The 13,537-nt window shown below is 68.7% G+C and carries 9 protein-coding genes; 8 read left to right on the top strand and 1 reads right to left on the bottom strand.

What is annotated here, in order from left to right; all coding sequences use genetic code 11:
* Window positions 1–72 precede the first annotated feature (72 nt).
* Both glgB and glgA read left to right on the top strand, forming a co-directional pair.
* Window positions 73–2,262 (top strand): 1,4-alpha-glucan branching protein GlgB, encoded by a 2,190-nt coding sequence (glgB, locus tag LRF89_RS02760; protein WP_238633456.1) that lies wholly within the window; start codon window positions 73–75, stop codon window positions 2,260–2,262.
* The gene (gene glgA / locus LRF89_RS02765; RefSeq protein WP_201169998.1) at window positions 2,259–3,692 is read left to right on the top strand and encodes a glycogen synthase GlgA; all 1,434 of its coding nucleotides are present in this window, start codon (window positions 2,259–2,261) and stop codon (window positions 3,690–3,692) included. The genes glgB and glgA overlap by 4 nt, the downstream gene beginning before the upstream one ends.
* Window positions 3,693–3,722: 30 nt before the next feature.
* Here glgA and LRF89_RS02770 read toward each other — a convergent pair whose 3' ends face one another.
* A complete protein-coding gene (locus tag LRF89_RS02770; RefSeq protein WP_238634682.1) occupies window positions 3,723–5,744 on the bottom strand; it encodes a YgiQ family radical SAM protein in 2,022 nt (673 codons plus the stop codon).
* Between the two features lie 127 nt (window positions 5,745–5,871).
* Between LRF89_RS02770 and LRF89_RS02775 the strand changes: the two genes are divergently transcribed.
* The 6 genes from LRF89_RS02775 (at window position 5,872) to LRF89_RS02795 (ending at window position 13,492) form a co-directional block, all read left to right on the top strand.
* Window positions 5,872–6,291 (top strand): secondary thiamine-phosphate synthase enzyme YjbQ, encoded by a 420-nt coding sequence (locus LRF89_RS02775; RefSeq protein ID WP_201169994.1) that lies wholly within the window; start codon window positions 5,872–5,874, stop codon window positions 6,289–6,291.
* Between the two features lie 355 nt (window positions 6,292–6,646).
* Window positions 6,647–7,894 (top strand): tyrosine-type recombinase/integrase, encoded by a 1,248-nt coding sequence (locus LRF89_RS02780; protein WP_238636566.1) that lies wholly within the window; start codon window positions 6,647–6,649, stop codon window positions 7,892–7,894.
* Between the two features lie 642 nt (window positions 7,895–8,536).
* Entirely contained in the window at window positions 8,537–8,800 is a 264-nt protein-coding gene (locus LRF89_RS13640) for a helix-turn-helix transcriptional regulator (RefSeq protein WP_443134957.1), read from the top strand.
* Between the two features lie 92 nt (window positions 8,801–8,892).
* The gene (locus tag LRF89_RS02785; RefSeq protein WP_238636567.1) at window positions 8,893–11,550 is read left to right on the top strand and encodes a DUF5906 domain-containing protein; all 2,658 of its coding nucleotides are present in this window, start codon (window positions 8,893–8,895) and stop codon (window positions 11,548–11,550) included.
* 286 nt (window positions 11,551–11,836) lie between these two features.
* Window positions 11,837–12,841, top strand: a complete 1,005-nt coding sequence (locus tag LRF89_RS02790; protein WP_238636568.1) for a hypothetical protein — start codon at window positions 11,837–11,839, stop codon at window positions 12,839–12,841.
* A 15-nt stretch (window positions 12,842–12,856) separates the two neighbouring features.
* Window positions 12,857–13,492, top strand: a complete 636-nt coding sequence (locus LRF89_RS02795; RefSeq protein ID WP_238636569.1) for a terminase small subunit — start codon at window positions 12,857–12,859, stop codon at window positions 13,490–13,492.
* The last annotated feature ends 45 nt before the right edge of the window (window positions 13,493–13,537 follow it).

Consider the following 13,537-nt stretch of genomic DNA (forward strand, 5'->3'; position numbering starts at 1 on the left):
CGATCGACAGGGTATTGCGTGCCAGCGCCCCTTCCGGCAGGGTCCATTGAAGCCGGCGAGCGGGGTGTGCGCGTGAATCGATCCATTCAGAAGGATGCCGGGGGTGACGACCGGCAGCGTATCGCGGAGGGCCGTCACGCCGACCCCTTCGCCTACCTCGGCGGGCCCCACGGCGCCGAGCGCCGGGTGCGGATCTACCACCCGGAAGCCGTGGAGGTAACCTTCAAGGACGGCACCGCGGTGCCCCGTATCGCGGGTACCGACTTCTTCGAGGCGCCGCTGCCCGCCGCCCTGCAGGCGCCGTACGTCTTCTGCTGGCGCGACGCTGGCGGGAGCTGGCGCAGCACCTACGACCCCTACAGCTTCCCGCCGGTGCTCTCCGAGTTCGATCTGCACCTCTACGCCGAGGGGCGGCACTGGCACGCCCAGCGCTTTCTAGGCGCGCACTGCACCACGGTGGAGGGGGTGGCGGGCGTGGCCTTTGCCGTCTGGGCGCCCAACGCCGAGCGGGTCAGCGTGGTGGGCGACTTCAACCGCTGGGACGGGCGTCTTCACCCCATGCGGTTGCGCCTCGAGGCCGGGGTGTGGGAGCTGTTTATCCCCGGGCTGGAGCCGGGGGCGTTGTACAAGTTCGAGTTACGCGGTCACGGCGGTTGTGGCCCCATGCTCAAGACCGACCCCTGTGCCCGGCGTTACCAGCAAAGGCCCGAAACGGCCGCCGTGGTCGAGCCGCCGGAGGCCTACGCCTGGGAGGACGGCGAGTGGATGGAGCGCCGGCGCCGGGAGGGCAGCGCCTGGCAGCAGGCGCCCTGGTCGATCTACGAGGTCCACCTTGGCTCCTGGCAGCGCGATGCGCAGGGCGGTTTCCTCGACTACCGCACCCTTGCCCACGAGCTGGTCGCGTACGTCCAGCGCACTGGGTTTACCCACATCGAGCTGCTGCCGATCACCGAGCACCCGCTGGACGACTCTTGGGGCTACCAGACCACCGGCTACTTTGCCCCGACCAGCCGCTTCGGCGGCCCGGATGATTTCCGCTACTTCATTGACTACTGCCACCGCCACGGCATCGGAGTGATCCTGGACTGGGTGCCCGCCCACTTCCCGCGGGACGCCTGGGCGCTGGCCCGCTTCGACGGTACGCCGCTCTACGAGCACGCCGATCCCCGCCAGGGGGAGCACCGCGACTGGGGGACGCTGATCTTCAACTTCGGCCGCAACGAGGTGCGCAGTTTCCTGCTCTCCAGCGCCCTGTACTGGCTCGAGGCCTACCATCTGGATGGGCTGCGCGTCGACGCAGTGGCCTCCATGCTCTATCTGGACTACTCCCGCGAGGACGGTGACTGGGTGGCGAACGTCCACGGCGGCAACGAGAACCTGGAGGCCATCGCCTTCCTGCGCGAGGTCAACACCGTTACCCACGGCGAGCAGCCTGGGACCTGCATCATCGCGGAGGAGTCCACCTCTTGGCCGCAGGTCACGCGCCCGACCTACCTCGGTGGGCTGGGGTTCACCATGAAGTGGAACATGGGCTGGATGCACGACACCCTGACCTACCTCGGCGAGGACCCCGTCCACCGCCGCTACCACCACGACCAGCTGACCTTTGGTCTGCTCTACGCCTTCACCGAGAACTTCGTCCTGCCGTTCAGTCACGACGAGGTGGTCCACGGCAAGGGCAGCCTGCTTGACCGCATGCCCGGCGACGACTGGCAGCGCCTGGCCAACCTGCGCCTGCTCTACGCCTACCAGTTCACCTATCCGGGCAAAAAGCTGCTGTTCATGGGCTGCGAGATCGGCCAGCGCAGCGAATGGGATGCCGATTCTACGGTGGACTGGGCGGCCCTATCCGATCCACGCCACGCCGGCGTGCAGCGCCTGATCGGCGATCTCAACGGGCTCTACCGGGGCGAGCCGGCGCTGCACCGGCACGACTTCTCCGAGGCGGGCTTCGCCTGGGTGGATTGCCACGACGCCGAGCAGTCGGTGCTCAGTTACCTGCGCTGCGGTGACGCCGGCGAGCGGGCAATGGTGGTTCTCAACTTCACGCCGGTGCCACGCCACGGCTATCGGCTGGGCGTGCCGGTCGCTGGGTACTGGGCGGAGCGGATGAACACCGATTCGGCCCTCTACGGCGGCTCGGATGTGGGCAACGCCGGTGGCGTGATCGCCGAGCCGGTGCCGTGGAGCGGCCACCCGTATTCGGTGGTGCTGACCCTGCCGCCGCTGGCCGGCCTGGTGCTGGTCGGGGAGGGTGCGTGAGGATCCTGTTCGCCACCGCCGAGGCTTGGCCGCTGGCCAAGACCGGGGGCTTGGGCGACGTGGCTTTCGGCCTGACCCGGGGGCTGGCTGAGCTCGATTGCGACGTACACCTGTTGATGCCCGCCTATCCGGGTGCCGCCGAGCAGCTGGAGGGCACGGTCCGCCGGCGTCAGGTGCCGTGGGCCGACGGGGATGTGGCGCTGATTGAAGGGCGGCTGCCCGGCACCGGGGTTGGGGTCTGGCTGCTCGACGATCCGCCGCTGTTCGCACGCGTCGGCGGTCCCTACGCCACGGCTGGGGGCGATGCCTGGCCGGACAATCATTGGCGGTTCTGCCGTCTGTCGCAGGTGGCTGCGGCTCTGGCAGCGGGGGATTTGCTGGACTGGCGCGCCGACGTGCTCCACGGCAACGACTGGCAGACCGCGTTGGCCCCGGTGTTCCTGCGCGAGCGCAGCGAGCGGCCGGCCACCGTGTTCGGTATCCACAATCTGGCCTACCGCGGGCTCTTTCCGGCGGAACTCTATCCCCGGCTCGGGCTGCCAGCCGAGCTCTGGCACCCCGAGGGGTTGGAGTTTTTCGGCCAGCTGGCCTTTATCAAGGGCTCGCTGGTCTTCGCCGACGCCCTGGTGACGGTCAGCCCAACCTACGCTCGCGAGATCCAGACCCCGGCCTTTGGCTGGGGGCTGGAGGGGCTCCTCCACCACCGGCGGGACCGGCTGTTCGGCATCGTCAACGGCATCGATACCGAGACCTGGGACCCGGGGCGTGACCCCCATCTGGCCGCCCGCTACGCCGAACCGGACGACCCGGCCCGGTGGGCCAATCGCGGGGCCGTGGCACGGGCCGTTGGCCTGGCGGAGGGCGACGGGCCCGTGCTCGGTTTCGTCGGTCGGCTGGTGGAGCAAAAGGGTGTGGACCTGATCCTGGCGGCGTTGCCGCGTCTGCTGGCCAGCGGCGCGCGGCTGGCCCTTCTCGGCTCGGGGGATCATAGGCTGGAGGCCGCGCTGCGTGCCGCGGCCGAACAATATCCGGGGCAGGTCGGGGTGGTGATCGGCTACGATGAGGCGCTCGCCCACCAGATCGAGGCCGGCAGTGATCTGTTTCTGATGCCCTCGCGCTTTGAGCCGTGCGGGCTCAACCAGCTCTACTCCCTGCGCTACGGGACGCCGCCGGTGGTCCACCCCACCGGCGGGCTGGCGGATACGGTCGTGGACGTGGATGCCCACCCCCAGAGCGGTAACGGTTTCCACCTGGCTGCGGCGGAGGGCGCCGCCCTGGCCGAGGCGGTGGAGCGGGCCTTGGCGCACTGGCGGGATCGGTCGGCTTGGCACGCCATCCAGGCCCGCGGCATGGCCGGGAGCTACTCGTGGGAGGCCTCGGCGCGGGCGTATCGGGATCTGTATCGCGAGCTGGGGGCAGAGCGGGGATGACGACCGCTCCGCCGGGTCAGCGCCCGCGGATTAGCGCTGGCGCCTGCCCCGCCCCCGGCCCTTTCGCTGCCGGGCCGGGGGGGCGCCCGCGGGCGGCGTCTGCCGGCGGGGGTGCTTGCCCGTCGGGGTCCGTCGCCCCTCGCCGGCGGATCCGGTGCCCGGCGGCTGGTGGGCGGGCACCAGGTGACGTTTGCTGTTGCCGATCAGGTCCGCGCGGCCCATGCGCTGCAGGGCCTGGCGCAGCAGCGGCCAGTTCTCCGGGTCGTGGTAACGCAGGAAGGCCTTGTGGAGCCGACGCGTGCGCAGACCCCGGGCGGTGTGCACCGGGGCGCCGCCCTCCGGCCCGACCCGGCGCAGCGGGTCGCGGCCGCTGTGATACATGGCGGTGGCCAGCGCCATGGGCGTGGGCAGGAAGGCCTGCACCTGGTTGGGCCGGAAGCCGTTGCGCTTGAGCCACAGGGCCAGCTGCAGCATGTCCTCGTCCGTGGTGCCCGGGTGGGCGGCGATGAAGTACGGGATTAGGTACTGCTCCTTGCCCGCCCGCCGGCTGTAGTCCTCAAACAGCGCCTTGAAGCGATCGTAGGTGTCCATGCCCGGTTTGAGCATCCGCCCCAGGGGCCCGGGCTCCGTGTGCTCCGGCGCGATCTTCAGGTAGCCGCCGACGTGGTGGCTGACCAGCTCCCGCACGTAAGCCTTGGAGTGGATGGCCAGGTCGTAGCGCACGCCCGAGGCCACCAGGACCTTCTTCACGCCGGGGCGTTGCCGGGCCTGGCGGTAGAGGTCGATCAGCGGCTCGTGATCGGTGTCAAGGTTGCGGCAGATGCGGGGGTAGAGGCACGACATGCGCCGGCAATGGGCCTCGGCCTGCGGGTCCTTGCAGCCCATGCGGTACATGTTGGCACTGGGGCCGCCGAGATCCGAGATGACCCCGGTAAAGCCCTCGGTGCGCTCGGCGATCTCGTCGATCTCGCGCAGGATCGACTCCCGGGAGCGGGACTGGATCAGCCGCCCCTCGTGCTCCGTGATCGAGCAGAAGCTGCAGCCGCCGAAGCAGCCGCGCATGATGCTCACCGAGAAGCGGATCATCTCCCAGGCGGGGATCCGGCGTCCGGCGTAGTCTGGGTGCGGCCCCCGCTGGTAGGGCAGTTCGTAGAGGGTGTCCAGCTCCTCGGTGCTCAGCGGCAGCGGAGGCGGCGTGATCCAGACCTCCTGATCGCCGTGGGCCTGCACCAGGGTCCGGGCGTTGTGCGGGTTGGTCTCCTGGCGGGTGATGCGCGCCAGCTCGGCAAAACGATCCGCGTCCCGGCGCACGCTCTCCCAGTCCGGCAGCCGCAGCACGCCCTGCTGGTCGGCCGGGTCGTCCTCCGCGGGGCCGGGAGCGGGGCGGGCGTAAGCGATGCCGCGCACGTCGCGGATCCGCTGCGGCGGCTCGCCGGCGGCGATGCGGTGGGCGACCTCGACCAGGGCCCGTTCCGCGTTGCCGTAGAGCAACAGGTCGGCCTTGGCGTCGAGCAGCACCGAGCGCCGGACCTTGTCGGACCAGTAGTCGTAGTGGGCCAGGCGGCGCAGGCTGGCCTCGATCCCGCCCAGGAGGATCGGCGTGTCGCGGTAGGCCTGGCGCAGGCGCTGGCTGTAGACGATGGTGGCCCGGTCGGGGCGGCGTCCGCCCTCGTCATCGGGGCTGTAGGCGTCGTTGCTGCGGCGCCGACCATCGGCGGTGTACCGGTTGACCATGGAGTCCATGTTGCCGGCGGTGACGCCAAAGAAGAGGTTCGGTGCCCCCAGGGCCTGGAAGTCGGTGGTGTCGCGCCAGTCGGGCTGGGCGATAATACCCACGCGGAAGCCCTGGGCCTCGAGCAGACGGCCGATGATGGCCATGCCGAAGCTCGGGTGATCGACGTAGGCGTCGCCGGTGACCAGGATGATGTCGCAGCTGTCCCAGCCCAACTCGCCCATTTCTCGCCGGGACATGGGCAGAAACGGCGCTACGCCGAAGCGGGCCGCCCAGTAGGGGCGGTAGGAGAACAGTGCGGGGGGCTTCGAGTCGTTCACGCCGTCATGGTAACCGGCGCAGCGGGGCGCGTCATGGACGTTTTGTGTGCCGCGGCCGCAACTTGAGCGGATCCCGGGGCGGCGCTAGGGTGTCGGGCTCGAATCATCGCCCCGGAGTCCATGTGTCATGAAGATCGAGCAGCAGACCCTCACCGTGCAGACCCGCGGCCGTGGGACCCATGAGCTCACCCGTCGCCTCGCCGACGCCATTGGTGAGTACGGCGTTTCGCGTGGCCTCGCGCATGCCTTCTGCCACCACACCAGCGCCTCGCTCATGATCACCGAGAACGCCGATCCCAGTGTCCGCGCCGATCTGGAGCGGTTCATGGCCCGTGTAGCGCCGGACGGCGACCCCATGTACGAGCACGACATGGAGGGCCCTGACGACATGCCGGCCCACATCCGCAGCATGCTCACCGGCAGCGGCGTGACCATCCCGATCAGCGGCGGTCGCCCGGCGCTGGGGACGTGGCAGGGGCTCTACCTCTGGGAGCACCGCAGCGGGGGGCATGCTCGACGCGTGACGCTGACGCTGATCGGGGAGTGACGGGAAGAGTCACGATCGAGTCACGCGGGTCGCCGGGAGGCTGGACGCAGTACGTGGGTTTTTGCGTAACGATGGATTGGAGGGCGGGAAATGGTGGGCCCGGTCGGATTCGAACCGACGACCAAGGGATTATGAGTCACGCTCCAACCGTTGCGGGCTGTCTGCCGGGTTCGTCTTTTGTTGTGCCTTTGTCAACATAGTGCGCTGATCGTAAAGCCTTTATGGTCGCCTTCCGTCGTCCCGCGTCGTTTCCTGTTGCATCCTCTGTCGCCCTGTGTAGCCTGTCCGAAGTGTATCCAGAGTGTATCCGGGGGTGCCGGATACACCGGCCGCGACGGACGGACGGGAGGGGGCAATGGCGCACGGACAAGCCGTCAAACTGACAGCCAAGGCCGTAGAGCGGTACCGACCCGGGGAGAAGCGCCGACATATCAAGGACGCGCTCACGCCGGGTCTGTACCTGCGGATCGAGCCGACCGGCCGGAAAGCCTGGTACTACCGCTACGGCGGGCAGGGGGCGCGGTGGATGCGGCTGGGCAGCACCGATGAACTGGACGTGAGCCAGGCGCGGGCGAAGGCGACGGAGTACCGCCAGGCGGTGAGGGCCGGCGAGGATCCGGCAGCCGAGCGCCAGCGGGCCCGGGCCGAACGCCGGCGCACGCCCACCGTGGCGGACTTCGTGGACGAATACATCCAGCGCCATGCGAAGCCGCATAAGCGGACCTGGAACGAGGACCAGCGGACACTACGGAACTGGGTGGTCCCGAGAATCGGGCGGCTCAAGGTCGATGAGGTACATCGGCGCGACGTGACAGCCGTACTGGACGCCTGCCGCGACGCCGGACACCGGCGGATGCCGGGGAAGGTGCTGGCGGTCATGCGGCGGATGTTCCGCTTCGCGGTCGAGCGCGGCGTAATCGAAACCACGCCGGTGCAATACATCAGCGAGCGCCAGCCGGAGTCCACGCCGCGGGCGATGCAGCCCGAGACCGTTCGCGCCTGGTGGGAAGCCACCGGCCGAACCATCGGGGCCGAGGTGCCGGAGGAGCCCAAACCAGTGGCGCTGGCGCTTCGGCTGCTGCTGCTGACCGGACAGCGCCCGGGCGAGGTGGCCGGGATCCGGCTGGACGAGCTGGACCTGGACAACGAGGAGACCGGGCCGGTTTGGACGATCCCCGCCGAGCGGCGTAAGCACGGCAAGGCCCACGCCGTCGCGCTGTGTCCGATGGCGGAGGCCGTTGTCCGGCAAGCGCTGGACACGGTGGCCGCGCCAGGGGGCGAGGACGGCAGCCCCGGGCTGCTGTTCCCGAACCGCGCCGGCGGGCCGTGCCGAGTGGATAGCGGCCTGAACCGATCGCTGCGGCTTTACTTCGGCCGGAGCGGGCCCACGCCCCACGCGGCCCGGCACACCGTCGCCACTGAGCTGGAGGCCCTCGGCTTCGATGAGCAGGACATTGGCCGTGTCCTCGGCCACGCCTCAACGACCGTAACCGGCCGGGTCTATATCAACCGGCGGTCCCTGACCGCGCAGCGGCGTATCCTGGGGGCGTGGGAAGCGCGGCTGCGGGAGATCACCGGCGCTGGGGCGGCGGGTACTGAATAGATAACCACCGGCCGGGCGGCGGCGGCGTGGGGCGGGCCGTGTTCGCCGCCCCCGGGCAGCCGCCCGCCGACGCTGCCGCATCCCCGCGCAAACCTAGCCGGCGCGCACGCACCAGCGGGCCGCGGCTCCCCGTCAGTCGCAACCGCCTATCCATCCAGCATCGCCGCCGACGCCCGCCAGAACCGACGCCATCGCCACCAGTAGCAGCACCCAGCCCCGGCGGCCGCTGGTGGTGCCCAGCGGCGCCGAGGCGGGGCGCCCGACGAGCCCTGGGCTCCCGCCCGCTGCTGTTCGTTGTCCGCCCGCTACCGCCGCGCTCGGAACCCGTGCAGGTGGGTCAGCTAGCCGCACCGCGCAGCCCTTTGCGCTTACCGCCCGTCAGTAACTTACCCGGTAGGTTTGCAATGCGTCGATCCGACCTGTCCGGGGCGGGAAGCCTGTCTGCGCGCGGGTCTCGTTAGTCCCTTTGTCGGAAAGACCCGACAATTTGTCGAAGTGGACTAGACAATCTGTAGGGTGTTGTTTGTGCAGCAAAATTTGTCTTTTCTCGCTTGCGAGCCCTCCGTTCCTGGGGGACGATGGAACTGTGACTGGCGACAGCAGATCACCGGGGCCGAACACTAACAGCGAGGAGCAATACCGATGTCAGCACTGAAAAGACCCCCCGCCCAGCAAGCGCGCGTTTCCGGGTCGTCGCCCCGTTCGCTGGCCGATCAACTCCCCTGCCTCGCCCGCGACGTGGACGTCGCAAAGGCTCTAGGGGTCCACCGGGCTACCGTCCATCGTTGGGCGCAAAAGGGGCGGCTGCCCCGGCCAGTTCGGCTGGGAACCAACTACTCGCGCTGGCGCGCAAGCGACATCGTGGCCTGGGCGCGGGAGGTCGGCTTGGAAAGGGCGGAGGAGTGAGGAGACGGCCTGCCCTCGGCGAGGAGGGGGCGAGGACAGGCCGGAGCCGCGCACGAACGGACGAACGAGAGGACAGACACAAGGAGAACGCCATGGACTACCCCTCTACTGGATATAGTAACAGCCCGAACAGCGGCCCGCACGCAGCCGCCCCTGCGGCCGGCCTCGGGCTCGGCGAGGCGCTCCAGCGTGTGGAGCGTGAGGACGGCGGTGGTGTCGCCGCCCCGGCCCAAGAGAGTCGGCGAGACGACGGCAGCGCCCGCCAGGAGCAACGACACGCGCCCAACCGGACACATAGGGAATACCGCGAGGACGGCTACCAGGTGGCCCCAATCATCCCGCCCGGGGCCGAGCTGTCACCGAACACCTCAATTCAGCGCGACGACGTGGGCAAGATCCCCGGCCGGTTGGGGCAGAACGGTTGGGCTGGCTTCGACTGGTTACGGAAAAGCAGGAAGCCTACTAAGAAAGCGCTGGAGCAGTGGACCAAAACCGGCGCCGGCGTCGGGTTCGTCTGCGGCGAGCCGGGCGGTGTGGTCGGTATCGACATCGACGTGCTCGACGAAGACGCCGCCGGGCTGGTGCAGCAGGTCGCGGAGCAGACGCTGGGCGGTGCGCCGGTGCGGGTGGGGCGTTGGCCGAAACGGCTGTTGGTCTACGGCGTAGACGTGCTGTCCGAGCCGGTCCAGACCAGCAAGATCGCTTTCCGCTCCGGCGCCGAGGGTACACGCAAGCACCTAATCGAGATCCGCGGCCAAGGGCAGCAGTTCGTCGCGCAGGGCATCCACCCGAATACCAGACAGCCGTACACCTGGGACCGGCCGGTGCCGCCGCGGGATGAGCTGGTCCAGGTGGACGCCGGACAGGTGTGCGAGCTGGTGGACGCGCTGGTCGAGGCGCTGGAGGAGGCCGGGTGGGAAGTTCAGCAGGGCGGCGGCAAGGGGCGGAGTGCAGCCGCCCGGGCGAAGGTGGATCAAGACGCGCTGGCGGCCGACGACCTGGACATGATGGACGAGGCGGTGGCTGCGATCCGCAACACGACGGCGCGCTTCCCGGACCGGGATGCCTACATCCGCGTAGCGAACGCGATCAAGGCGGCGTACCGGGACGACCCGGCCCGGGGTGAGGCGGCGTGGCTGGACTGGTGCGCCCGGTGGGAAGACCCGCCCGAGGGTGACGGCAACGAACCGGACAAGGCGCTGTCGGACTACCGGCGCTGCCGGCCGCCGTTCGAGATTGGCGCCCCTTACCTGTACCAGCTCGCCCGTGAGGATGGGTTCAATGACGCGGCCCGGGTTTTCCCGGACGCACCGCCGGAGCCGGCCAGCGATGGCAACGCCGACAGCGCGCCCAGCGGCACGGACAACCAGACGGACGACCAGCGGCGCTGGAACCAGGCGCTCCAGTACATGCTCGGGGACTACGTCTACGTCGAAGACGTCGAGCGTTTCGTCTGTCTGTCCGAGAGCTACCGGCGGCTGCTGACCCCGAAGACTTTGGATATTCGGATGACGAAGCTAGGGCTGGGCAGCGTCGGCGCATCGAAAAACCGCGGGTCCGTCCAGTTCCACGAGCACGACGGCACCCTGGTCAAATCCGCGACCTACCGGCCGGAGGACCATCGGAACGTAGTGGACGAGGGGCTGATGGGCCCGGCGGTGAACCTCTGGCGCCCGGGGGAGCTGACTCAAGAGCAAGCCGCGGCTATGACGGTGTCCGGCGACGACGTCCGGCCGTGGCTGGAGCTGGTCGAGCATATCGTGCCGGATGACGACGAGCGGCGGACTGTACTGGACTGGCTGGCGTGGTGCGTCCAGAACCCCGGGGCCAAGCCGAGCTGGCACCTGGTGCTGGGCGGGCGGCCGGGGTGCGGGAAAGACACGATCCTGCAACCGGTGATCCGAGCCTTGGGGCGGCACAACGTGGCACAGCTACAAGCTCATGAGCTGCAACAACCGTGGACGGACTTTCTGGAGGGCACGGCTCTGGTCGTGGTCCAGGAAATGAACAGTTTCGAGCGGAAGGCCGTCATGGACCGACTGAAGCCGCTGCTGGCTCGGCCGCCCGAGGAAGTTCGCATCAACGCGAAGAATCAACGGCAGTACACGCTGCCGAACATCACGGCCTGGGTCTTCCTGACTAACCACGAGAACGCTATCGCCATCGAAACAGGCGACCGGCGGTTCTTTGTCGTCTGGTCCGACTTCTCCAAGCCCAACTGGCCGGAAGAACGGTTCGGGGAGCTATATCGCTGGATGGAGCAGGAAGGTGGCTGGCGGTCCGTTGCGGCATGGCTCACACAGCGCGAGCTGTCCGAAGGGTTCAACGCGAAAGGGGCCGCCCCGCATACGACGGCCAAGGCCCACATGCAGACCATGACTGAGCCGGCGCTGAAGCAGGACATCCGCGAGATCCTGAGCAACCAGGAGGGGCCGGCCGGATACCACCGGGACCTGATCGCTCCGGCCGAGTTGCGCCAGTACCTCCAGCGGGAGCACGGATACCCGAGCCACCTGACCACTCCGAACAAGGTGACGAGCGTCCTGCGGGAGCTGGGGGGCAGAAAGCTCGGGCAATTCTGGTACGGAAGCAATGCCCGGGCAGTGATGTGGGCGGTCAGCAACGTGGAGCACTGGCAGAAGCAGGTCGCGGACGGGGTCAATCCGGCGCGGGTTTACTTCGACGAGGTGGAAGCCCGCAACGAGTCGGTCATCAAGGCGAAGTTCGGCGGGGGTGCCCTCGACGACTAGGGCGCCTCCGGCCGCGGGGTGTTGCCCCGCTAACCGCTAGGCTTCGCTAACTGTCGCGCGCAAGGGTTAGCGGATCGTAACGCACTGTTTTATAGGTAGTTAACACTGTTACCTCTAACCTCTAACCAAAAAAGGAATATAGAGAGATAGGAGAGTGTAAGGGTGTATCTGTGCGCATACGGGTGTGTGCACTGTATGTACCGAAAAAAAAACGGGGTTAGCGGTTAGCGGGTGAGCGGTAACCACCCGGCCGCCTCCGCAGCCGCATGACGAAGGAGAAGCAGACATGAGAGATCGCACAGACGTGATCGCAGATCAGACCCCCTGGCCCCCGGGCGAGGCGTTGCCGGAGCTGGGCGAACTGCTGTTCGGGGCAATCATCACCGGCCGCACTGGAACGCTGCACCGGACTCGGGGCGGCCACATCAGCAGCGCCAGCCCCCTGGAGCAGGAGGGGGCCGAGTTGCCGTATGCGCTCCAGCGCCGGGAAGCGGCCATGCGCCTTCTCGCGCTGCGAGCAGCGGTCATCGACCGCCCCGAGCTTGCCGGCGTTACGACCGCGGAACCGGAGTTCTTCGAGGGTGGTGGCGAGCCCGACGACAACCCCGACCTGGTGCAGGAGGCCATGCGCTCGCCGGAGGCGTTGGCCGCCCCGACGGCGCCGCTGGAGGATGCCATGGACGCCGAGCTGCTGGCGGCCCTCAAGGAGGCGGCGCTGGTCTTGCTCGCGTCTCGCCCCGCCCTGGCCGCCGCCCACGACGACCTCCAGGCCGACACCGGCCAGGCGGTCCACCGGCCGCAAGCCCTCCGCCCCGCTGTGGCCGCGCTCGCCCCGAACAGCGCCGAGCGCGATCCCGAACGCCGATGGAATATGGCGGTAGAGCAGGCCCGGCAGCTTGTCAGGGAGACGCACGAAATGCCTTCCCAGCCGTCCAGCCCCCACGACCTGAGCAGCGAACAGGAGAAGCGGACGGCCTGGCGGATGCTCCAGGTGCTGGGGCTCACCACCCAACAAGCCGAGCGCGTCCGCCAGCTGGGGCTCCAGCGGCGCCGGATCGTGGAGTCGGACCCGGAAATGCGCGAGCAGCTCAACACGGACTCCGATCTGTTCGTGTTCATGGATAACATCCTGCTCGGGCTCATGCCCCCCTGGGACGGCAGCGGGGACACCGCGACGGACGCGCGGCTACTTGTTGAGGACATGCGCCTGTACCGCCGCGACCTGCTTTCCCGACTCACCGCGAACTGGACGCCGTCCTCCCCGGCGTTACGCAGTAACGCGATGCATTGAGCAAGGAGATCCCCAATGGCACGCCACAGGACAGTCCGAAACCAGTCGGGCCGCCCCGGACCGCGGGAAGCGGCCCGCGTGACCGGCCGTGACCCGAAAACGCAGCGGTTCCGCGGCGCCATCCACGGACTGACCGAGAAACAGAGGGCGTTCGTCCGAGCGCTCGTTTACAACGGAGGCAGCCAAGCCGATGCCGTCCGCGCTGCCGGGTACAACTCGACCTATCCGCGCTCCATGGCGCGGGATCTGCTGGCCAACGACCGCGTGGCGCGCGCACTCCATGAAGAACGGCAGTGGGCGATCTCGGGCGGCTTGGCGAACGCGGCTATCGGCGTCCTCAATGATCTTTTGTCGGATCCGGAAACCCCGGCCGCCACCCGGTTCAATGCTGCGAAGTTCGCGCTGGAAATGGCCGGCCACAGCGTGGACGAGCAGCAGCCGAAGGAGGACGAAGCGAGCCTGAACCGCCCGCTGGCGGAAATGACCCTGGAGGAGCTGGAGGGCATCGTCAGGGACGGGCAGCGGCTGCGGGACGCCCTGAACCCACCGGATCAGGACACCGCTGGCGCCGTCATCGAGCAACCTGACGAGGCCGCGGGAGACGATTCTGGCGAGCCTGTCACGGGCGGCGACGGGGCTGCGGAGCCATGATCGTCGGGACCGCCTGCCCGGTCTTGCTCCGGACGGCTTCCAGCC

The organism is Halorhodospira sp. 9621 (genome assembly GCF_022228055.1).
Taxonomy (GTDB): domain Bacteria; phylum Pseudomonadota; class Gammaproteobacteria; order Nitrococcales; family Halorhodospiraceae; genus Halorhodospira; species Halorhodospira halophila_A.

Bases quoted from the DNA above. Each gene is read 5' to 3' on its own strand.
- LRF89_RS02775 (WP_201169994.1), top strand. From the start codon at position 5,872: ATGAAGATCGAGCAGCAGACCCTCACCGTGCAGACCCGCGGCCGTGGG.
- LRF89_RS02780 (WP_238636566.1), top strand. From the start codon at position 6,647: ATGGCGCACGGACAAGCCGTCAAACTGACAGCCAAGGCCGTAGAGCGG.
- LRF89_RS13640 (WP_443134957.1), top strand. From the start codon at position 8,537: ATGTCAGCACTGAAAAGACCCCCCGCCCAGCAAGCGCGCGTTTCCGGG.
- LRF89_RS02785 (WP_238636567.1), top strand. From the start codon at position 8,893: ATGGACTACCCCTCTACTGGATATAGTAACAGCCCGAACAGCGGCCCG.
- LRF89_RS02790 (WP_238636568.1), top strand. From the start codon at position 11,837: ATGAGAGATCGCACAGACGTGATCGCAGATCAGACCCCCTGGCCCCCG.
- LRF89_RS02795 (WP_238636569.1), top strand. From the start codon at position 12,857: ATGGCACGCCACAGGACAGTCCGAAACCAGTCGGGCCGCCCCGGACCG.